The 20,116-nt window shown below is 72.5% G+C and carries 15 protein-coding genes and 2 tRNA genes; 14 read left to right on the top strand and 3 right to left on the bottom strand.

The genetic code is table 11. From position 1 onward, the window contains the following. Positions 1-14: 14 nt before the first annotated feature. Positions 15-899 (bottom strand): bifunctional DNA primase/polymerase, encoded by an 885-nt coding sequence (locus OG413_RS10320; RefSeq protein ID WP_266804496.1) that lies wholly within the window; start codon positions 897-899, stop codon positions 15-17. Positions 900-1,161: 262 nt separating this feature from the next. Here OG413_RS10320 and OG413_RS10315 point away from each other — a divergent pair, with 262 nt between their 5' ends. From OG413_RS10315 to OG413_RS10280, 8 genes are all read left to right on the top strand, one after another. After that, entirely contained in the window at positions 1,162-1,473 is a 312-nt protein-coding gene (locus OG413_RS10315; RefSeq protein ID WP_266804494.1) for a hypothetical protein, read from the top strand. Between the two features lie 293 nt (positions 1,474-1,766). Beyond that, positions 1,767-3,005 (top strand): acyl-CoA dehydrogenase family protein, encoded by a 1,239-nt coding sequence (locus OG413_RS10310; RefSeq protein WP_266810042.1) that lies wholly within the window; start codon positions 1,767-1,769, stop codon positions 3,003-3,005. Then, the gene (locus OG413_RS10305; protein WP_266804492.1) at positions 3,002-4,060 is read left to right on the top strand and encodes a bifunctional MaoC family dehydratase N-terminal/OB-fold nucleic acid binding domain-containing protein; all 1,059 of its coding nucleotides are present in this window, start codon (positions 3,002-3,004) and stop codon (positions 4,058-4,060) included. Before OG413_RS10310 ends, OG413_RS10305 begins: the two co-directional genes overlap by 4 nt. A 1-nt stretch (position 4,061) precedes the next feature. Next, the gene (locus tag OG413_RS10300) at positions 4,062-5,237 is read left to right on the top strand and encodes an acyl-CoA dehydrogenase family protein (protein ID WP_266804490.1); all 1,176 of its coding nucleotides are present in this window, start codon (positions 4,062-4,064) and stop codon (positions 5,235-5,237) included. Beyond that, positions 5,234-5,785, top strand: a complete 552-nt coding sequence (locus tag OG413_RS10295) for a MaoC family dehydratase (protein ID WP_266804488.1) — start codon at positions 5,234-5,236, stop codon at positions 5,783-5,785. Before OG413_RS10300 ends, OG413_RS10295 begins: the two co-directional genes overlap by 4 nt. After that, on the top strand, positions 5,782-6,948 hold the full coding sequence (locus OG413_RS10290; protein WP_266804486.1) for a lipid-transfer protein: 1,167 nt from the start codon (positions 5,782-5,784) through the stop codon (positions 6,946-6,948). Before OG413_RS10295 ends, OG413_RS10290 begins: the two co-directional genes overlap by 4 nt. 217 nt (positions 6,949-7,165) lie before the next feature. Next, the gene (locus tag OG413_RS10285) at positions 7,166-7,720 is read left to right on the top strand and encodes a SigE family RNA polymerase sigma factor (protein WP_073727570.1); all 555 of its coding nucleotides are present in this window, start codon (positions 7,166-7,168) and stop codon (positions 7,718-7,720) included. Positions 7,721-7,916: 196 nt separating this feature from the next. After that, on the top strand, positions 7,917-9,566 hold the full coding sequence (locus OG413_RS10280; protein WP_266804483.1) for a long-chain fatty acid--CoA ligase: 1,650 nt from the start codon (positions 7,917-7,919) through the stop codon (positions 9,564-9,566). A gap of 187 nt (positions 9,567-9,753) precedes the next feature. Here the strand turns inward: OG413_RS10280 and OG413_RS10275 are convergent, their stop codons facing one another. Next, positions 9,754-14,004 (bottom strand): PAS domain-containing protein, encoded by a 4,251-nt coding sequence (locus OG413_RS10275; protein ID WP_266804482.1) that lies wholly within the window; start codon positions 14,002-14,004, stop codon positions 9,754-9,756. Between the two features lie 235 nt (positions 14,005-14,239). Beyond that, positions 14,240-14,755, bottom strand: a complete 516-nt coding sequence (locus OG413_RS10270) for an SSI family serine proteinase inhibitor (RefSeq protein ID WP_266804481.1) — start codon at positions 14,753-14,755, stop codon at positions 14,240-14,242. Between the two features lie 357 nt (positions 14,756-15,112). On the opposite strand from OG413_RS10270, the gene OG413_RS10265 reads away from it, so the two are divergent. From OG413_RS10265 to OG413_RS10240, 6 genes are all read left to right on the top strand, one after another. Then, positions 15,113-15,203: transfer RNA gene (locus OG413_RS10265), tRNA-Ser, on the top strand. Positions 15,204-15,478: 275 nt separating this feature from the next. Beyond that, positions 15,479-15,551 (top strand) — tRNA-Arg (locus tag OG413_RS10260). A gap of 77 nt (positions 15,552-15,628) precedes the next feature. Beyond that, positions 15,629-16,567 carry a DUF2797 domain-containing protein gene (locus OG413_RS10255; protein ID WP_266804479.1) on the top strand — a complete coding sequence of 313 codons (939 nt, stop codon included), beginning with the start codon at positions 15,629-15,631 and terminating at the stop codon, positions 16,565-16,567. 37 nt (positions 16,568-16,604) lie between these two features. Next, positions 16,605-17,477, top strand: coding sequence for an amidohydrolase family protein (locus OG413_RS10250; protein ID WP_266804477.1), 873 nt, complete (start codon positions 16,605-16,607; stop codon positions 17,475-17,477). 65 nt (positions 17,478-17,542) lie between these two features. Further along, on the top strand, positions 17,543-18,286 hold the full coding sequence (locus OG413_RS10245; RefSeq protein ID WP_323137842.1) for a response regulator transcription factor: 744 nt from the start codon (positions 17,543-17,545) through the stop codon (positions 18,284-18,286). 107 nt (positions 18,287-18,393) lie between these two features. Then, positions 18,394-20,115 carry a cell wall metabolism sensor histidine kinase WalK gene (locus tag OG413_RS10240; RefSeq protein WP_266810038.1) on the top strand — a complete coding sequence of 574 codons (1,722 nt, stop codon included), beginning with the start codon at positions 18,394-18,396 and terminating at the stop codon, positions 20,113-20,115. Position 20,116 lies beyond the last annotated feature (1 nt).

Below are 20,116 nucleotides of genomic sequence, written 5' to 3'. Positions count from 1 at the left end.
GGCGGGCCGTGCGCTCAGCCGTGTCCGGGGCGGCCCGAGGTGAGGCGGGCGGCGGAGGCGATGGCGGCGCGGGCCTCGTGCTCGGTGAGGCCGGTGCGGACGGCGGCGTCGGTGAGGGCGTCGGCGAGTTCGTCGCCGAAGCCGTGTTCGTACGCGCGGCAGGCCGCCCAGAACAGGCGCGTGTTGCGCTGGCCCTCGTGCGCCGCGAGGACGAACTGGATCAGGCCCTGGCCCTGGCGCCCGCGCGAGGGGTGGCCCGAGGGGCGGGGAGGGTGCGTGGGGGGTGTGAGGAGGCGCAGGAGGGTGCGGGGGCAGGGCGCGGGGACGAGACCGGCCGTGCCGGGGGCGAAGCGGTACATGCCGTGGGTGGTGACGGAGCCGGGGCCCACCAGATATCCGCCGGCACCACGGATGTCGATGCCGGCGGCGAGGCGGCCGGCCGAGTTCGGTACGGAGACATCGGCGGGTCCGGTCAGCCAGAGGTGGCGGCCGCCGCTCGGGGTGAGCACCGTGACGGTCGGCGGGATCGTGAACAGGTGCTGGAAGGCCAGCTGCTGGAGTGCGGCCACGGAGTCGTTGCCGCCGGTGGTGTCGATGTCGAGATCGACACCGACGAGCCGGTGCGGGGCACGCCCGCAGGCGATGCCGTAGCCGGTGGCTCTGGGTGCGGCGGCGAAGAGAGCGCGCACGGCAGCGGGGTCGGTGGTGGCGTCGTGGACGCCGTGACCGGGCAGGCCGCAGGCGCCCCGGCAGTGGACCGGCGGGCTCTCGCCGCGGTGGGGGGAGCGCAGCGCGGGGAGCTTGGTGGCGGACAGGGGGAAGACGGGGAGCCCGCGCTCGGCGGCGGAGAGCGCATGGGCCAGGGCCAGGGTGGCGGTCTGCCGGTCGATGGTGGCCATGGATCTATTTTCGTACGAGTGTTCGAAGAAAGGAAGGGGGTGGGTGGGTGGTGTGGGTGGGGAGCTGACCCTTGGGGGGCGGGTAAAAGGTCTATCGGTTGTTCCTCACGCTTGCGGGGGAATCGGCGAGGCGCCGGGATTCCCCCAGGATCCGGTGGGCAACTTTGGTCTCGCGACGTCGTGACCACCACCGGGTCGGTCGGCCAACTGCCCCGGAATCAGCCGTATATATGCCGCATCTTCGGTTCCTGGAGGAATTGTCATGGCAAGCACCCGTACCGTTCGTGTCCTCGCCGCTGTTGCCGCGCTGCCCCTCGCGGCCGCCCTCTTCGGTGGAGTGGCAGTGGCCGACAACGGCTCGTTCGCGAACGACGGATCGAACGCGGCCGTGGCGACGGTCGGCGGCAGCGGTGTCGGCGGCAACAATGGCGGCAACTCGTCCACGTCGCAGCAGCAGGCTGTCGGCGCCGGCGCGTCGAACCAGGGCAATTCGGCCCAGGTCGACGGGCCCGCCATCACGCCGATCAATCAGTCCAATACGAACCTCGCGGTGAATTTCACCCCCTTCTGGTGAGCCGGCTGCCGGGGCCCCCTGGGGGGTGGGTCCCGGTCGGCTGAACAACGGCCCGCGGGGCGGCACTTCGGTGTCGTCGCGCGGGCCGTTGCGTGTGATGCCGCGGGGTGTGGGGGGCGGTCGCGGGCCGGGTCGTGGCGCGCCGGTGGGTGCCGGTGCGGGGTGGTCGGTACGCGTGCGGCGCGGCGGTACGCGTACGGGTCGTGGCCCCGGGCTTGACAGGGTGAGTGAATCTGACGGACAGTCAGGAAACTGTCAGAGCCTTGATCCGTACGCCCGGGAGGCCCGCCACCGTGCACCTCGCCCCGACGGAGCGCCAGCAGCGGCTGCGCGCCGAACTCCGCACGTACTTCCGCGATGTGATGCCCGGGACGAAAGTCCGGGAGGGTGCCGAGCAGCGCCGTCTGCTGCGCCGCATCGGCGCCGACGGCATGCTCGGTCTCGGCTGGCCCGTCGAGTACGGCGGACAGGGCCGGGGACCCGACGAACAGTTCGTGTTCTTCGACGAGGCGTACCGGGCCGGCGCCCCCGTCTCCATGGTCACGCTCAACACCGTGGGGCCGACCCTGATGAAGCACGGGACCGAGGAGCAGAAGGCGTACTTCCTGCCCCGGATCCTCAGCGGCGACCTGGTCTTCGCGATCGGCTACAGCGAGCCGGAAGCCGGTACGGACCTGGCCGCCCTGCGGACGAAAGCGGTGCGGGACGGCGACGACTGGGTGATCGACGGCCAGAAGATCTTCACCAGCAACGCCCAGCAGGCCGACTGGATCTGGCTCGCCTGCCGTACGGATCCGGCGGCGCACAAGCACCGCGGCATCTCGATCGTCCTGGTGCCGACGAGCGCCCCGGGCTTCTCCTGGACGCCCATCGAGACGGTGGGCGGGCTGACCACGACGGCCACGTACTACGACGGCATCCGGGTCCCCGCCACGAACCTCGTCGGTGCCGAGAACGGCGGCTGGGGGCTGATCACCGACCAGCTGAACCACGAGCGCGTGGCACTGGCCGCGATCGGGATGCAGGCCGAGGACTTCTACGAGGCGGCGCTCGCGCACGCCCGGACCCCTGATCCGGTGACGGGCCGGCGGCCGGCCGACGAGCCGTGGGTGCGGTCCCGGCTGGCCGAGGCGTATGCCCGGCTGGCGGTGACGCGCCTGCTCAACTGGCGTCTGGTGGGGTCCGTGGGGGCGGGGTCGGTGGCTCCTGGCGAGGCGAGTGGCGTGAAGTTCGTGGGGACCGAGAGTGCTGTCGAGGTGTACCGGATCTGCCAGGAAATCCTGGGCGAGGCCGCGCTGATCCGCAGTGGCTCGCTCGGCTCCCTCGGCTCCCTCGGAGACGGGGGCGGGGGCGGGGACGGGGACCGAGCAGGGGCCGGTGACGGGGCCGGTACCGGGGAGGGCGTCGGTGACGGAGAGCTGGAGCGGATGAACCGGGCGGCGCAGATCAACACCTTCGGGGGCGGGGTGAGCGAGGTGCAGCGCGAGATCGTCGCGACGATGCGGCTCGGCATGAAGAGGGGCAGGCGATGACGGGCGGCCCGGCGGAGCCGGTGAGCGCGACGGCCGCGACGGACGAGCTGTACGGGCGGCTGAAGGCGTACGAGGGGTGCTCCGCGGCCACGGCGGGCGTCGGCAAGGACCTGGTCAACGAGGCGATGATCCGGCACTGGTGCGAGGCGATGGGGGACACCGGGCCCGCGTACCGGGGGCCCGGCGCGATCGCCCCGCCGACGATGCTTCAGGCGTGGACGATGGGCGGACTTTCGGGGCACTCGGACCGCTCACCGGCGTACGAGGAACTGTTCGACCTGCTCGACGGCGCCGGGTACACCTCGGTGGTCGCGACCGACTGCGAGCAGGAGTATCTGCGGCCGCTCCGCCCCGGCGACCGGATCACCTTCGACGCGGTCGTCGAGTCTGTGTCGCCGCGCAAGACCACCAAGCTGGGGACGGGCTACTTCGTCACGACCCGGATGGATGTCCGCGCGGGTGGGGAGCCCGCCGGGACGCACCGCTTCCGGATCCTCAAGTACACGCCCGCGACGAAGCGGCAGGGCGGTGCGGGGAAGCAGGGTGGCGCGGGCGAGCGGAGTGGCGCGGGGACGGGTGCGGCGGCGGCTCTGCGGCCCCGGCCCGTGATCAACCGCGACAACGCCGGATTCTGGGCGGGCGTCGCCGAACACAAGCTGCTGATCCAGCGGTGCGGCGACTGCCGGACGCTGCGTTTTCCCTGGCTGCCCGGGTGCAACGCGTGCGGCGGTCAGGACTGGGACACCGTCGAGGCGAGCGGCGAGGGCACCGTCTTCAGCCATGTCGTGATGCACCACCCGCCGTTCCCCGCCTTCAGCGCCTCCGGCGAGGGCGGGCCGTACGCCGTGGGGCTGATCGAACTGGCCGAGGGCGTACGCATGGTCAGCAATGTGATCGGTGTGCCGTACGACAAGGTCCGCTCGGGCCTGCCGGTGCGGCTGGAGTTCCTGCGTACGGACCCCGGTCTGGAACTGCCGGTCTTCCGCGGGGATCCGGGGGACCTGCGGGACCTGGGGGAGAGCGTCCGGGAGAACTTCCGAGAGAGCGAGGGGTGACATGGACTTCACGCCCACGGAGGAGCAGTCCGCCGCGCAAGGGCTCGCCGCGCGGATCTTCGGTGATCTGTCGACGCCCGAGCGGCTGGCGGCGGCCGGGACCGGGACGGACACGGAGCTGTGGAAGGAGCTGTGCGCGGCGGGGCTGCCCGCAGCCGTCGAGGACATCGGGCTGCTCGGCCTTGTGCTGCTCCTGGAGGAACAGGGCCGGACCACGGCGCAGGTGCCGTTCGCGGCCACCTGCGTCTATGGCGTGCTGGCGGTCGCCGAGCACGGCACGGTGGAGCAGCGGGAGCGGCTGTTGCCCGCCCTGTACGACGGTACGGCCGTGGCGACCGGGGCCTTCCCGGCGCGGAGCGGCGTGCGGTCGGCCGGTGGCGGTGGCGGTGGCAGTGGCAGTGGCAGTGGTGGCGGTGGCGGTGGTGTCAGTGGGGGAAGTGCGAGGGCGGGGCTCAGTGGGGTGGTGCCCTACGTGCCGTGGCTGAGGGACGCGACCCACGTGCTGGTGGCCGATGCCGACCAGCGCCTGTGGATCGTACGGACCGGCGATCCGGGGGTGACGGTGCTCCCGGTGGACACCACGGCCCCGTGGTCCGCGGCACGGCTGGTCCTCGACGGCGCGCCCGGCGAACGGCTGGGCGGGGCGGGCGGGGTCGATGAGGGGGCGCGCACGGGAATGGGTGCGAGTACGAGTACGGGAGCGAGCGCGGGCGCGTACGCGTCGGTGCTGGCCGCCGGTCGTACGGCGTTCGCCGGTCTGCAGGCCGGGGTGTGCGCCGGTTCGCTGGCGCGGGCGGTCGAGCACACCGTGACGCGCGAGCAGTTCGGCCGGCCGCTCTCCACCAACCAGGCGGTCCTGCTGCGCGCCGCCGACGCGCACATGGACGTCGAGGCGATCCGGGTGACGGCCTACGAGGCGGCGTGGCGCAGGGACCGCCAACTGGCTTACACGGCACAGGCATTGACTGCGGCCTGGTGGGCCTCGGAGGCCGGGAAGCGCGTCGTGCACGCCGGGCAGCATCTGCACGGAGGAACCGGCGCGGACCTCGATCACCCGGTCCACCGGCACTTCCTCTGGGGTCGGCAGCTCGACGCGTATCTGGGCTGCGGCAGCGAAGTGCTTCAGGAATTGGGGTTGTTGCTGACGAGCACCGCCGGGGAGAGGGAGGCGTCGTGAAGCGGGAGGACGGGTGCGGTACGAGGGTGGGCGACGCGTTGGCGCCCCTGGAGATTCCGGTGACCCGGACCCTGATCGTCGCGGGGGCGGTGGCCTCCCGGGACTACCAGGATGTGCACCATGACGCCGAGCTGGCCCGGGAGAAGGGCTCGCCGGACATCTTCATGAACATCCTGACGACCAATGGCCTCGTCGGCCGTTACATCACCGATCACTTCGGTCCCTCCGCGGTGCTCCGCGGGGTCGCGATCCGCCTCGGCGCGCCCAACTACCCTGGCGACACGATGGTGTTGACCGGGACCGTCACCGCGCTCACCCCCGGCCCCGTGCTTGTCGCCGAGGTGGCGGTCGTCGGTACGAACGGCCTGGGCCGCCACGTCGCCGGAACGGTCACCGTCGCTCTGCCCGCCGTCTCCGAAGCTCCCGTCACCACCGGTCCCGTCTCCGGAGCTCCCGTCACCACCGGTCCCGTCTCCGAGGCTCTTCTCGCCACCGGTCCCGTCACCGGAGCTTCCGTACCCGACGCCCGGCCGGAAGTGACGGGATGAGCGTGCGGAGGGCGGATTCGCTGGGCGGGAAGGCCGCGATCGTCGGCATCGGGGCGACCGAGTTCTCCAAGGACTCCGGGCGCAGTGAGCTCACCTTGGCCGTCGAGGCCGTGCGGGCCGCGCTCGACGATGCGGGCCTGACGCCCTCCGACGTCGACGGTCTCGTCACCTTCACCATGGACACCAGTCCCGAGATCACCGTCGCCCAGGCGGCCGGCATCGGTGAGCTGTCGTTCTTCTCCCGCATCCACTACGGCGGCGGCGCGGCCTGCGCCACCGTCCAGCAGGCGGCCCTCGCCGTGGCGAGCGGGGTGGCCGACGTCGTCGTCTGCTACCGCGCCTTCAACGAGCGCTCCGGGCGCAGATTCGGCTCCGGCGTGCAGCGGCGCGAGCCCACCGCCGAGGGTGCGGCGCTCGGCTGGAACCTCCCCTTCGGGCTGCTCACCCCCGCCTCCTGGGTGGCGATGGCGGCCCAGCGCTATCTGCATACGTACGGGCTGACGCCGGACGTCTTCGGTCATGTCGCGGTCACCGACCGGCGCCATGCCGCGCGGAATCCGGCCGCCTACTTCTACGGGAAGCCGATCACGCTCGCCGACCACGCCGCCTCGCGCTGGATCGTGGAGCCGCTGCGGCTGCTGGACTGCTGCCAGGAGACGGACGGCGGTCAGGCGATCGTCGTGACCAGCACCGAACGCGCCCGGGACCTGCCCGGGACGCCCGCGGTGATCGTCGCCGCGGCCCAGGGCGCGGGGCGGGCCCAGGAGCAGATGACCAGCTTCTACCGGGACGGGCTGACCGGGCTGCCGGAGATGGGAGTGGTCGCCCGGCAGCTCTGGCGGACCTCCGGGCTGTCTCCCGCCGACATCGACGTGGGCATCCTCTACGACCACTTCACCCCGTTCGTCCTGATGCAGCTGGAGGAGTTCGGCTTCTGCGGGCCGGGCGAGGCCGCCGGTTTCGTGGCGGGCGACGAACTGCCGCTGAACACCCACGGGGGCCAGCTGGGCGAGGCTTATCTGCACGGGATGAACGGCATCGCGGAGGCGGTCCGGCAGATCCGCTCCACCTCGGTCAACCAGGTCGCCGGTGCGGCCAGGACACTGGTCACCGCGGGCACCGGCGTACCCACCTCGGGGCTGATCCTGGGCAGGGAGGACTGAGTGCCTCCGGTTTCCCGCCCCGGACGCGTAACGCCGGGTCCACCCGCGGCCGGGTCGACTCGGCCCCGCGTACGACTCGGGGGTGGACCCTGACGGGCGGTGGCGGCCCCTCCACCTACAGGAGGTGTAATCCGCCCCGCCCCTACAACCTGAGGCGGACCCGGCTTCGGGACCTGGGGCCGATCCCCCGGGCGGTGCCCGCTCCTAGCGTGGAGACATGACCACGCCAGTCTGCACGGGCGCCTCCAGGGCAGCCGCTGCCGCCTCCGGACACCCGCCCTACGCGTCGTTCTCGTCGTACGTACGGGCGCGGGGCCCCGTACTGCTGCGAACGGCCCGCTCGCTCACCGCGAACCCCTGCGACGCGGAGGATCTGCTGCAGACCGCGCTCACCAAGACGTATGTCGCGTGGGAGCGGATAGAGGACCACCGGGCGCTCGACGGCTATGTCCGCCGGGCCCTGCTGAACACCCGTACCTCGCAGTGGCGCAAGCGCAAGGTCGACGAGTTCGCCTGCGACGAGCTGCCCGAACAGGAGGGCGTCCCGGCGCCGGATCCCGCCGAGCAGCAGTCGCTGCACGACGCGATGTGGCGCGCCGTGCTGAAGCTCCCGGACCGGCAGCGGGCGATGGTCGTCCTGCGCTACTACGAGGACCTCAGCGAGGCCCAGACGGCCGAGGTGCTCGGAGTGTCCATCGGAACGGTCAAGAGCGCCGTGTCCCGGGCGCTCGGCAAGCTCCGTGAGGACCCGGAGCTGACGCCGGTCCGCTGACGCCGGTCCGTTGATCGGTCCGGTGCGGTGCGGTGCGGTGCGGTGCGGTGGGCGAGGCGGGGGTCCGAACCGTCCCCACCGCCCGATTCCGCCGACCGACACCGATTCGTACGCCCGGAAGTAGTGACATACCAATTGGTATGTGAGCAGAATCAGCGGAACCTTACTGCCGCGTAGCGCCCACCGGGAGGACGCCGTGCTGAGCACCATGCAGGACGTACCGCTGACTGTCACCCGCATCCTGACCCATGGGATGACCATCCACGGGAAGTCGCAGGTCACGACCTGGACCGGCGAACCCGAGCCGCGACGACGCACCTTCGCCGAGGTCGGCGCCCGTGCCACGCAGCTGGCCAACGCCCTGCGCGACGAGCTGGGAGTCGACGGCGACCAGCGGGTGGCAACCCTCATGTGGAACAACTCGGATCACGTGGAGGCGTATCTCGCCATCCCCTCCATGGGCGCCGTGCTGCACACCCTCAACCTTCGGCTGCCCGCCGAACAGCTGGTCTGGATCGTCAAGCACGCCGACGACAAGGTGGTGATCGTCAACGGTTCGCTGCTGCCGCTCCTCGTGCCGCTGCTGCCCCACCTGCCGTCCATCGAGCACGTGATCGTCTCGGGCCCCGGCGACCGCTCGGGCCTCGCCGGTGTCACGCCGCGCGTGCACGAGTACGAGGAACTGATCGCGGGCCGCCCCACCACGTACGACTGGCCGGAGCTGGACGAACGCCAGGCCGCCGCCATGTGCTACACCTCCGGCACCACCGGTGACCCCAAGGGCGTCGTCTACTCCCACCGCTCCATCTACCTGCACTCCATGCAGGTCAACATGGCCGAGTCGATGGGGCTGACGGACAAGGACACCACTCTCGTGGTGGTCCCGCAGTTTCATGTGAATGCCTGGGGCCTGCCGCACGCCACCTTCATGACCGGCGTCAACATGCTCATGCCGGATCGTTTCCTCCAGCCCGGCCCGCTCGCCGACATGATCGAGCGGGAGCGGCCGACCCATGCCGCCGCGGTCCCCACCATCTGGCAGGGCCTCCTCGCCGAGGTCACCGCCCACCCGCGCGACCTCACCTCGATGGCCAACGTCACCATCGGCGGCGCCGCCTGTCCGCCCTCTCTGATGGAGGCGTACGACAAGCTCGGCGTCCGGCTCTGCCACGCCTGGGGCATGACGGAGACCTCGCCGCTGGGCACCATGGCCAACCCGCCCGCCGGGCTCAGCGACGAGGAGGAGTGGCCCTACCGCATCACCCAGGGCCGCTTCCCGGCCGGGGTCGAGGCGCGCCTGGTCGGTCCCGGTGGCGAGCACCTGCCGTGGGACGGCGAGTCGGCCGGTGAGCTGGAGGTCCGCGGCGCCTGGATCGCCGGGGCGTACTACGGCGGTGCGGACGGCGTACATCTGCGCCCCGAGGACAAGTTCAGCGTGGACGGCTGGCTGAAGACCGGAGATGTCGGCGTGATCAGCGCCGACGGCTTCCTCACCCTCACCGACCGGGCCAAGGACGTCATCAAGTCCGGCGGCGAGTGGATCTCCAGTGTCGAACTGGAGAACGCGCTCATGGGGCATCCGGATGTCGCCGAGGCCGCCGTCGTCGCCGTCCCGGACGAGAAGTGGGGCGAGCGCCCGCTGGCGACCGTCGTCCTCAAGGAAGGTGCCAGTGCCGGGTACGAGGTGCTGAAGGCGTTCCTCGCGGAGTCCGGCATCGCCAAGTGGCAGCTGCCGGAGCGCTGGACGATCATCCCGGTGGTGCCGAAGACGAGCGTCGGCAAGTTCGACAAGAAGGTGATCCGCAAGCAGTACGCGGACGGCGAGCTGGACGTCACGCGGCTCTGACGCGACCGGCGGCGCGAGACAGCCCACCGCGGCAGCTGACCGCGACCGGCGACGCGCGCCCGTCGGCGTACGCGACGAGGGCGGTACGGAGTAGCTCCTTTCCGTACCGCCCTCGTGCGTACCGTGACGCGTGCTCCCGTCCTCGCCGCCGCTCCGGGTGAGGACCTCAGTTGGCGCGAGGAGCCCCTCAGTTGGTGCCTATCTTCGCCAGCAGGTCGACGATGCGGGACTGCACCTCGTCGCTGGTGGAGCGTTCCGCCAGGAAGAGAACGGTTTCGCCGGAGCTGAGCCTCGGCAGTTCCGCCCGGTCCATTCCGGCCGAGGTGTAGACGACCAGCGGGGTGCGGTTCAGCTGGCCGTTGGCGCGCAGCCAGTCGATGATCCCGGCGCGCCGGCGGCGTACCTGCATCAGGTCCATCACCACCAGGTTCGGCCGCATCCGGGTGGCGAGGTCGACCGCCTCGCTGTCGGCGGCGGCCCGTCCGACCTGCATCCCGCGCCGCTCCAGCGTCTCGGTGAGGGCCAGCGCGATCTCCTCGTGCTCCTCGATCAGGAGCACCCGCGGGGGGTGCTGCTCGCTGTCGCGCGGGGCGAGAGCCTTGAGGAGTACGGCGGGATCGGCGCCGTACGCCGCTTCTCTGGTCGCCTGCCCCAGACCCGCTGTCACCAGCACCGGAACCTCGGCGGCCACGGCCGCCTGGCGCAGCGACTGCAAGGCCGTACGGGTGATGGGCCCGGTCAGCGGGTCGACGAAGAGCGCGGCGGGGAACGCCGCGATCTGGGCGTCGACCTCCTCGCGGGAGTTCACGATCACCGGACGGTAGCCGCGGTCGCTGAGCGCCTGCTGGGTGGAGACGTCGGGCGCGGGCCAGACGAGCAGCCGACGCGGGTTGTCCAGCGGCTCGGGGGGCAGCTCGTCGTCGACCGGCCGCGGCTGCGGGCGGTTGGCGACCTCGACCGCGCCACCGGGGCCGTCCAGCGGCTCCGGGCCCTCGGCGCCCTCGTCGGGGGCACCTATCGCGTACGCGCGCCCCTCGGCGGCGTGCGGCGGCAGCAACTGGCCGGAGCCCGGACCCGTGCCACCGGCTGCCGTGCCTCCGGGCGGGGTGTCGCCGTGCGGGATGTCGCCGCGCTGGGCGGCGCCCGGCTGGGCACCGGCGGTCGGGCCGCCGGTGGCCTGTGCCGCGCCGGTTTGTGCCGAGCCGGTCGGCGCCGCGCCGGTCTGTGCCGCGCCGGTCTGGGGGGCCGGACGCTCGCCCTCCGGCGGGGCGGCGAGCTTACGGCGCCGTCCGGCACCGCCGAGGCTCTGGTTCTGCTGGTGCGCGAGGTGCTGCGCGAAGGGCACACCCTGCCCGAGCGTCCGCACGCTGAACGCCCGCCCCTGTGTCGAGTCCGACGACCCGGACATCGGAGCCTCGGCGGGCAACGGCTGCCTGCGCGCGTCCGCCGCGGGGCCGCCCGCCCCGCCGTCGGCCGGGTGAGGTGCGGCGGCGTTGCCCGTGGTGCCGGTGGTGTGCGTGGTGCGGTCGAGGCCGGCCCAGGACACATCGTCCGGCCCGTCGTCCGGCGTATCGTCCGGTGCTCCGGTGGGAGCCGCCGCGTGCGGTGCCGCGGACCGGTCCGACCGGTCCTCCGGTCCGTCGACGTCGTCGTGCACCGTCAGTGCGGCCAGGCCCTGCCCGGACGTGCCGCCCCGCGCCCAGTCGGGCTGAGCGGGGTGCGCCTGCGGCGGAGTGTGGTCGGCACCCGGCGCGGTACGTACGGCGTCATGGCGCTCCTGCCGCTCCCGGACCTCCTGACCCGACTGACCTCCGTGGCCCGCCTGACCGGCCTGACCCGATTGACCCGCCTGGCCCTCCTGGTACGGGGTGCCCTGTCCACCGCCGACGGGCGGTACGGGCGGCACGGGCGCGATCCGGTCGGCGTCGGCGGGCGGAAGGGCGAACGCGGTGCGCGGCCCCGTCGCCTCGGCCGCCGCGGAACGCTCCTGCGCCGCCGACAGTGCCCGCCGGGCCCGCCGCCCACCGGGCTGCACGGCACCGGCACCAGCACCGGCACCGGCATCGACGGGCGCGTCGGCGTCGGCGCTGCCGGACGCGAGAGCCGGAAGCGCGGGCCGGTCCTCCCCGTCGCGACGCGCGCGACGCCCGGAAGGCGATACCGGAAGCTGCGCCTCGGACGGCACACCCTGCGGCGGTACGGTCTGCCCGCGCTGCGGGCGTCCGCCGCCGCCCTGGGCACCCTCCGCCGCCGTGACGACCGAGCCTTCGGAGGGCGCGGCGGGATCGGACGGCGGCGCGGACGCCCCCGCGGGCAACGCCAGAGCCCGCCCCTGCTGCTGTCCCTGCTGCTGTGCCTGCTGTGGTGCCTGTTCGTGCGCCTGCCCGGCCGGACCCGTGGGAGAGGCCACCGACCCGGTCTCCGCCGGGCTGGGCCGTCCGCGCCTGCGCCCGGAGCCCTCGCCCTGCTGGGCCGGGATCAGTTCCTGGGCCTGCTGCTGCTCGTCCGGCGCGGCGGGCCCGCGACGGGCCCTGCGACGCCCCGTCGGTTCGGCGGCCGCGGTCTCCTCGTCCCGAGCCGCGCCCACCGGGCTCTCCAGGAAGGCATCGGTCGAGGACCGGCGGGCCCGGCGCCGCCCGCCGCTCGTGGCCTCCGGAACAGCGGCGTCAGGAAAAGCGGCGTCCGGAAGAGCGGCATCAGGAACAGCGGCGTCCGGAACAGCGGTCTCCGTACCGGCCCCCTCCGCCCCGAACTCCTCGTGCGCCACCGCCGGAGGCGCCACGGTCCCCGAGCCCGCGCCGAGCGGCACTTCGAGGACGTACGCGCTGCCGCTCATGCCCGGCACCTCGTGCGTCTGGAGCACGCCGCCGTGCGCCCGTACGATCCCGCGCACGATCGGCTCGTGCACCGGGTCGCCGCCGGAGAACGGACCGCGCACCTCGATACGTACGACGTCACCGCGCTGCGCGGCGGCCACGACCACGGTCGAGTCGACATAGCCGCCGCCCGGAAACAGCCGGGCCTTGCCGGTCGAGTCGACGCCCGCCACGTCCGCGACGAGATGGGCGAGCGCCGTCGCCAGCCGCCTCGCGTCCACCTCGGCCTCGATCGGCGGGGCGTGCACCGCGAACTGCGCGCGTCCGGGCCCGATCAGCTCGACCGCACCGTCGACCCCCGCCGCCACGACCGCGTCGAGCAGGACGGGCGCCTTGGCGAGACCCTCCGTACCCGCGTCGAGACGCTGGTAGCCCAGCACGTTGTCGACGAGCGTCGTCATCCGGGCGTAACCGGCGGCCAGGTGATGGAGGATCTGATTCGCCTCGGGCCAGAGCTGGCCCGCCGGGTCGGCGGCGAGCGTGGACAGCTCGCCGCGCAGCTCCTCCAGCGGTCCGCGCAGCGATTCGCCGAGGACGGCCGTGAGCTGGATGTGCCGGGCGTTCAGCGCGGCGATGTGCTCGGCCTGCTCCTCCAGCTCGGACGCGTACCGCTCGGTCCGGTCGGCCAGTTCGGTGGCGTGCCGTTCGGTCAGCGCGGCGACCTCGGCGGTGTGCCGTTCGGTCAGCGCGGTGATCTCGGCGGTGTGGCTCGCGGTCAGTTCGGTGACGGACGCCGTGTGCTGCTCGGTGAGTTCCTGGTGCGGCCTGCGGTCGGTGAACGTCATCACGGCGCCGACGAGCTGGTCCCCGTCGCGTACCGGCGCGGTCGTCAGGTCCACCGGCACCTGCGCACCGCTCTTGGACCAGAGCACCTGGCCGCGCACCCGGTGCTTGCGCCCGGACTTGAGGGTGTCGGCGAGCGGCGACTCCTCGTACGGGAACGGCTCGCCCTCCGCACGCGAGTGCAGGATCAGCGGGTGCAGCTCCTGACCGCCCAGATCGCTCGCCCGGAAGCCGAGGATCTGCGCGGCGGCGGGGTTGACCAGGACGACCCGGCCGTCGTTGTCCGTGCCCACGACGCCTTCGGACGCGGCCCGCAGGATCATCTCGGTCTGGCGCTGCGAACGGGCCAGCTCGGCCTCGGTGTCGACGGTGCCCGACAGATCACGTACGACGAGCATCAGCAGCTCGTCGCCGGTGTAGCTCGCGTGGATGTCGTTGTATTCGGCCTGTCCGCTGTCCAGGCTCGCGCTGGTGACCTCGACGGGATACTCGTTGCCGTCGGTACGCCGCGCGGTCATCCGCGTCGGCTTGGTCCTGCCCTGCTCGTCCGCAGCCTCCGGTCGGCGCATCGACCCCGGGATCAGCTTGGAGTCGAACTCCGGAAGCAGATCGAGCAGTCCGCGCCCGACGAGCGCGGTGCCCGGGGTCTCGAACATTTCGAGGGCGATGGTGTTGGCGTTGACGACCGTGCCGTTGCAATTGACGAGCAGGAGCCCGTCCGGGAGGGCGTCGAGTATGGCTGCGAGGCGAGCAGTGCCTCGGGATGGCCTGCTGCTCACGACGACGCTTCCTCCCTGATTACCGCACCTTGCCGACAGCGGGCCCCATCTTGCCCCTCGGGCCGCAGGCTGTCACTGGAGGAGTCTAAAGGCTGGGGAGGGCCGAGGGGCGGCGGATGAGGGGGAGCTCTCACCAAGGTTCTGTGCACGCCGTGTACGCGCCAGGTCGGTGACGTGACCGCCCGCACACCCTGTGACGTGCGCGAACACAGGGCGGCGGGCCCGGTACGGGCGGCTACTTGACCGTCGGCAGCACCGGAACGAGGTTGTTCCAGCGCGAGATCTCGCAGCCGTTCGCCCGGCTCAGCGAGGTGTCGACCCGCTGTCCCTGCCAGGTTCCGACGATGCGCGCGCCGGCGGGTCCGCCGTCCATCTGGGTGCACATCGCGTCCTGGGGCGTCGGCGCGAACAGCTCCTCGCCCGCCTCCGCCGCCTTTGCCAGCCGGTCGCAGGCCCCCTGCCGCTGCGGGTGGCTGCCCCCGGTCGGCCCGCACTCCAGCTCGAACGTTCCGTCGGCCGCCCGGTCGCCGGACGACGAGACCGTCACCGTCAGCCGGGTCGGCTCCGCGTTCGCCGGGTGCTGCCCGCCGCCCAGCCCCTGGAACAGCGGGAGGTCCTGGAACTGGAACGCGGGCAGCGGCGGGATCGGCATGGACAGCGGCCCCGCGGCCGTCGCGGCGGGAGCTGCGGCGGACAGCGCGGCGAGGGAGGCGAGGGAAACGGCGGCGGTTCGGGTGAGACGGCGCAGCATGCGGGGCTCCTGTGCTCTGACACGACGGGCTCGGTGGAGGGCGGCGGACAGCGGACGGCGACCAACGGGCCGTCACCCCGTCACCCCGCCTCCTCTAACGCTCCGGACGCCCCGACGTTGCGCCCCTTGCGCCCGACGGCGTCGCGCTCCGGCGTTGCACGACGGCGGGCGACGGCTTCGGGCAACGGCATCTGGCGGCGACGGCGGGCAACGTCGGGCAACGGCTTCGGGTGATGCACGGGAGAAGATGCTTTGCCCTGGCGCCCGCATGCCTAGTACCGTGGGCGGCGATTGGTGACAGCGCGCTCGTATGTGTCATCATCTGCACGCACCACTCGCGTCCGCGCGGGGTGTGCTGGAGGCGTCGCCTAGTCCGGTCTATGGCGCCGCACTGCTAATGCGGTTTGGGTCTTAAAGCCCATCGAGGGTTCAAATCCCTCCGCCTCCGCTCGAACACCGAAGCCCCGTGCCACTGGCACGGGGCTTCGGTCGTCTCCGGCTCCGGACGCCTCACTGGCGGGTCGGTACCGGGTCGGCATCGGGTCGGCGCGGGTTCGGCGCAAGGGGAGAGCGCCGGGGCGGGCGGGAGGATGGCCGAGATGCGCCTCAGAACGGTGTTTTCGCAGGTCAGAGGCAGTATGGCTAATGGATTTCGCGTCACGGCGCAGGTCATGTAATGTTGTTCCCGCAACGCCGACCAGGCAGAAAAGCCCGGAACGCCAAGCACTCGTAGCTTAACGGATAGAGCATCTGACTACGGATCAGAAGGTTGCAGGTTCGAATCCTGCCGAGTGCACAGCAGGCCAGAGGCCCCCAGGAGAAATCCTGGGGGCCTCTCGCGTTGTGATCCGCGAAGGGCAGGGATGTCGGCTCATGGGGTGGTGGTGCACCGGGCTGCGGTGGCCGGGCGAGGTGCCCGAGCTGGGGTGGCGCAAGGGTGCGGCCCGCCGGGTGAGTGTGCTCTCGTACGGGGCCGACCTCGGGTTCCGGGCCGTGGGGGAGCGGCACTGTGTGGGGGCTCGGGGGAACGTGTGTCCGGTGGGGGCCGTGGTGCCCGCGCGGAGTACCGGGGCGCGGTGCGCGGAGTGTGCGCGGCTGGACCGGGCGCATTCGGTGGCCGCCGACACGATCGCCGATGACCCGCGTACGTACCGCGTCTATCTCGCCTGGTTCGGGCCCGGAATGGTCAAGGTCGGGATCACCGGGGAGGGGCGCGGGGCGGCGCGGCTGCGGGAGCAGGGGGCCGTGGTGTTCAGCTGGCTGGGGCGTGGGCCGCTGATGGCGGCGCGGCGGACGGAGGAGGTGCTGCGGGCCGCGCTCGGGGTGCCGGACCGGATTCCGTACGCGAGGAAGCGGGCCGTGCGCGGGACGCTGCCGGGTGCCGGGGAGCGGGGCGACGAGGTGGCGGAGCTGTACCGGCGGGCCGTCGCGCTGGAAGGGGGCGGCTGGCCGGAGTCGTTGGAGCGGCTGCCCTTCGAGGCGGTCGATCACGTGGAGGTGTTCGGGCTGGAGGGTGCGCCCGAGGCGGTCAGGGCCGTGAGCGCGCTGGCGGACGGCGGTGTCGTCGCGGGGCGGCTCCTCGCGGCGGCCGGGCCCGATCTGCATCTGGCGACGACCGGGCCGGGCGGCGGCGGGGTGGTGGTGCTGGACACCCGGCTGATGAGCGGGTGGGAGCTGTCGGGTGCCGGAGCCGGGTCCGACAGCAGCGCTGGAGTCGGAGGCGTGCGCGGGGGCGGGGGCGGGGGCGGGGGCGGGGTGAGTGTGCCCACCATCGACATTGGGGGTGGCGGCGTGCAGGGTGGGTTGTTCTGAGGGCGGGTCGGCCCTGGGAACAGGCGAGGGAGCGCACGTGGGGCAGGAACGGGACGATGTCGTGCGGTTCTGGGAGCGGCTGGGGCTGCCCGGGATCATCGATGTCCATACGCACTTCATGCCGGAGCGGGTCCTGCGCAAGGTGTGGGCGTACTTCGACTCCGCCGGGCCGCTGACCGGCATGGAGTGGCCGATCACCTACCGGCACGACGAGGACGAACGGCTCGCCCTGCTGCGTTCGTTCGGGGTGCTCCGGTTCACCTCGATGCTCTATCCGCACAAGGCGGGGATGGCCCGCTGGCTGAACGGCTGGGCCAAGGACTTCGCCGGGCGGGTGCCCGACTGTCTGCACACCGCCACCTTCTTTCCGGAGGAGGGCGTCGAGCGGTATGTGAAGGAGGCCGTCGAGGACGGGGCGCGGGTCTTCAAGTCGCACCTCCAGGTCGGCGCGTACGACCCGAACGACCCGCTCCTGGAGCCCGTCTGGGGGCTGCTGGCGGAGGCCGGTGTTCCGGTGGTGATGCACTGCGGGTCCGGGCCCGCCCCGGGCGCGTACACCGGGCCCGAGCCGATCGGCAGGCTGCTGTCGCGGCATCCCCGGCTGCCGCTCGTGGTGGCGCACATGGGGATGCCGGAGTACGCCGAGTTCCTGGCGCTGGCCGGGGCGTACCCGCGGGTACGCCTCGACACGACGATGGCGTTCACGGACTTCACCGAGGGGTTCACCCCCTTCCCGGTGGCGGAACGGGGACGGCTCGCGGATCTCGGGGACCGCATCCTGCTGGGAACCGACTTCCCGAACATTCCCTACCCGTACGTCCATCAACTGCACGCACTGGAGCGGCTGGAGCTGGGCGACGCGTGGTTGCGGGGCGTGTGCCACGGGAACGCGAGCGCACTGTTCGGCTGAGGTTTCTCAGGGAATTCACAGGAATGGGTCAGGCGGCTCTCAGGCGGGCCTCACAGGGTGGAGGCATGACGACGACCTCGCCCCAGGGGCGTACCGAGATGCTCAGGCCGGACCGCAACCCCGTGCGCGTCCTCATCGTGGACGACGAGGCGCCGCTCGCCGAGCTGCTCTCCATGGCCCTGCGGTACGAGGGCTGGGACGTGCGCAGCGCCGGTGACGGTGCCGGAGCCGTACGGGCCGCCCGTGATTTCCGCCCCGACGCGGTGGTTCTCGACGTGATGCTGCCCGACATGGACGGGCTCTCCGTGCTCGGCCGGCTGCGGCGGGAGTACTCCGACGTCCCGGTCCTCTTCCTGACCGCGCGGGACGCCGTGGAGGACCGGATCGCGGGGCTCACCGCGGGCGGCGACGACTATGTGACCAAGCCGTTCAGCCTGGAGGAGGTCGTGGCGCGGCTGCGCGGGCTGATCCGGAGGTCGGTCACGGCGGCAGCGGCGGTACGCAGTGAGTCGACGCTCGTCGTCGGCGACCTGGTGCTGGACGAGGACAGCCACGAGGTGAGCCGGGGAGACGACTCGATCCACCTCACGGCCACCGAGTTCGAGCTGCTGCGCTTCCTGATGCGCAATCCGCGCCGGGTGCTCAGCAAGGCCCAGATCCTGGACCGGGTGTGGAACTACGACTTCGGCGGCCAGGCCAATGTGGTCGAGCTCTACATCTCGTATCTGCGCAAGAAGATCGACGCGGGACGGACGCCGATGATTCACACCCGGCGTGGGGCGGGGTATCTGATCAAGCCCGGCGAGTAGTGCCGGTGCGCAGCCCTGTGAACGGACCTGTGAGAAGCGCTGTGAGTGGACCGGCGCGGGCGGGTGGCCCGGCGCGGGCGGGTGGCCCGACGGGGAAGCCGCCGAGGCTGCGGAAGTCGCGGAAGCCGTGGACCCTGCGTACCCGGCTCGTCGTGTCCGCCGTCTCTCTCATCGCCGTCGTCGCCGCCGTGATCGGCTCGGTCACCGCCATCGCCTTCCACAGCTACATGTACGGCAAGCTCGACGATCAGCTGCACTCCATCGCCGTACGCGCCGAGCGGCCGCCCGGTGCCTCGCCGCTTCTCCAGGGGCTCCAGAGCGCCGGTCCGCTGGGCTTCATCGGCGGGGGCGGTCAGCCCTTCGGCACGCTCGGGGCCGTCGTCGTCGACGGGACCGTCACCGAGTCGAAGGTGATCGAGGACTCCGGGAAACGGGCCCAGGCGAGTGCCGTGCCGCTGACCGGGGCCCAGGAGGGCGCGCTGGAGAACGTGCTGGCGGACGGGCTGGAGACCGGGCCCGCAGCGGGGCCGGCGGGCGGACCGGACGACGCCGGTTCCGATGCGGGCGCGAAGGCGCGGGGCGTCGATCTGCCCGGCCTCGGCGGCTACCGGGTGGAGGTCGTCGCCACCTCCGACGGGGACACCGTCCTCGTCGGCATCCCCAGCGACGAGGTGAGCAGCGCCCTCACCACCCTGATCCTCGTCGAAGTCTGCGTCACCGCGGCCGGACTCATCGCCGCCGGGATCGCGGGCGCCGCCATGGTCCCAGTGGCCCTGCGACCGCTGCGCCGGGTCGCCACCACCGCGACCCGGGTCTCCGAACTCCCCCTGCACAGCGGTGAAGTGGCCTTGCTCGAACGCGTTCCGGACGCCGAGGCCGACCCCCGCACCGAGGTCGGGCAGGTGGGCGCCGCGCTCAACCGGATGCTGGGACACGTCGGTTCGGCGCTGGCGGCACGGCAGGAGAGCGAGACGCGGGTACGGCAGTTCGTCGCCGACGCCAGCCATGAGCTGCGCACCCCGCTGGCCTCGATCCGAGGGTACGCCGAACTGACCCGGCGCGGCCGGGAGGACGCCGGCCCCGACACCCGCCACGCACTGGGCCGGATCGAGTCCGAGGCGCAGCGGATGACGGGGATGGTGGAGGATCTGCTGCTGCTGGCACGGCTCGATGCCGGACGGCCGCTCAGTTACGAGAGCACTGATCTGCTGCCGCTCGTGGTCGACGCGGTGAGCGACGCGCGCGTCGCGGGCGCGGCGGGTGGCGGGCCGGGGGCCGGACCGGGCGGCGGACAGGGCCACGGACCGGGCGGCGGGCCCGGAGCCGTACATCACTGGCGGTTGGAGCTGCCGGATGCCCCCACGACCGTACGGGCCGATCCGACCCGCATCCAGCAGGTGCTGGTCAACCTCCTGGCGAACGCCCGTACGCACACCCCGCCCGGGACCACCGTCACCGTCCGGGTGCGGGCGGCGTCCGCCGACGTGCCCCGGGTGACGCTGGAGGTCCAGGACGACGGGCCCGGCATCCCCGCCGACCTGCTGCCGCATGTCTTCGAACGGTTCGCGCGCGGCGACGCCTCGCGCTCACGCGGTGCGGGGTCCACCGGGCTGGGGCTCGCCATCGTGCAGGCCGTCGTCGCCGCGCACGGCGGCCGGGTGGAGGTGCGCTCGGATCCCGGACGCACGGTCTTCGCCGTCCAGCTGCCCGCCGACCCGGCCGCTACGGACTCCGGCACGGATCCCCGCACAGGGCTCGGCGCGGCCTCCGGTACCGGGCTCGGCGCGGGCGACTCACAGGGTGGACACAGGCTCAGCACACCGGTGTGAC

Source organism: Streptomyces sp. NBC_01433 (genome assembly GCF_026340105.1).
In the GTDB taxonomy this organism is placed as follows: domain Bacteria; phylum Actinomycetota; class Actinomycetes; order Streptomycetales; family Streptomycetaceae; genus Streptomyces.
Note: the sequence above shows the minus strand (reverse complement) of the source record. Positions and strands in the feature narration are given on the sequence as shown.

Coding starts and splice junctions, on each gene's coding strand:
- OG413_RS10255 (WP_266804479.1), top strand. CDS start 15,629: ATGGGGTGGTGGTGCACCGGGCTGCGGTGGCCGGGCGAGGTGCCCGAG.
- OG413_RS10315 (WP_266804494.1), top strand. CDS start 1,162: ATGGCAAGCACCCGTACCGTTCGTGTCCTCGCCGCTGTTGCCGCGCTG.
- OG413_RS10300 (WP_266804490.1), top strand. CDS start 4,062: ATGGACTTCACGCCCACGGAGGAGCAGTCCGCCGCGCAAGGGCTCGCC.
- OG413_RS10305 (WP_266804492.1), top strand. CDS start 3,002: ATGACGGGCGGCCCGGCGGAGCCGGTGAGCGCGACGGCCGCGACGGAC.
- OG413_RS10320 (WP_266804496.1), bottom strand. CDS start 899: ATGGCCACCATCGACCGGCAGACCGCCACCCTGGCCCTGGCCCATGCG.
- OG413_RS10290 (WP_266804486.1), top strand. CDS start 5,782: ATGAGCGTGCGGAGGGCGGATTCGCTGGGCGGGAAGGCCGCGATCGTC.
- OG413_RS10270 (WP_266804481.1), bottom strand. CDS start 14,755: ATGCTGCGCCGTCTCACCCGAACCGCCGCCGTTTCCCTCGCCTCCCTC.
- OG413_RS10285 (WP_073727570.1), top strand. CDS start 7,166: ATGACCACGCCAGTCTGCACGGGCGCCTCCAGGGCAGCCGCTGCCGCC.
- OG413_RS10245 (WP_323137842.1), top strand. CDS start 17,543: ATGACGACGACCTCGCCCCAGGGGCGTACCGAGATGCTCAGGCCGGAC.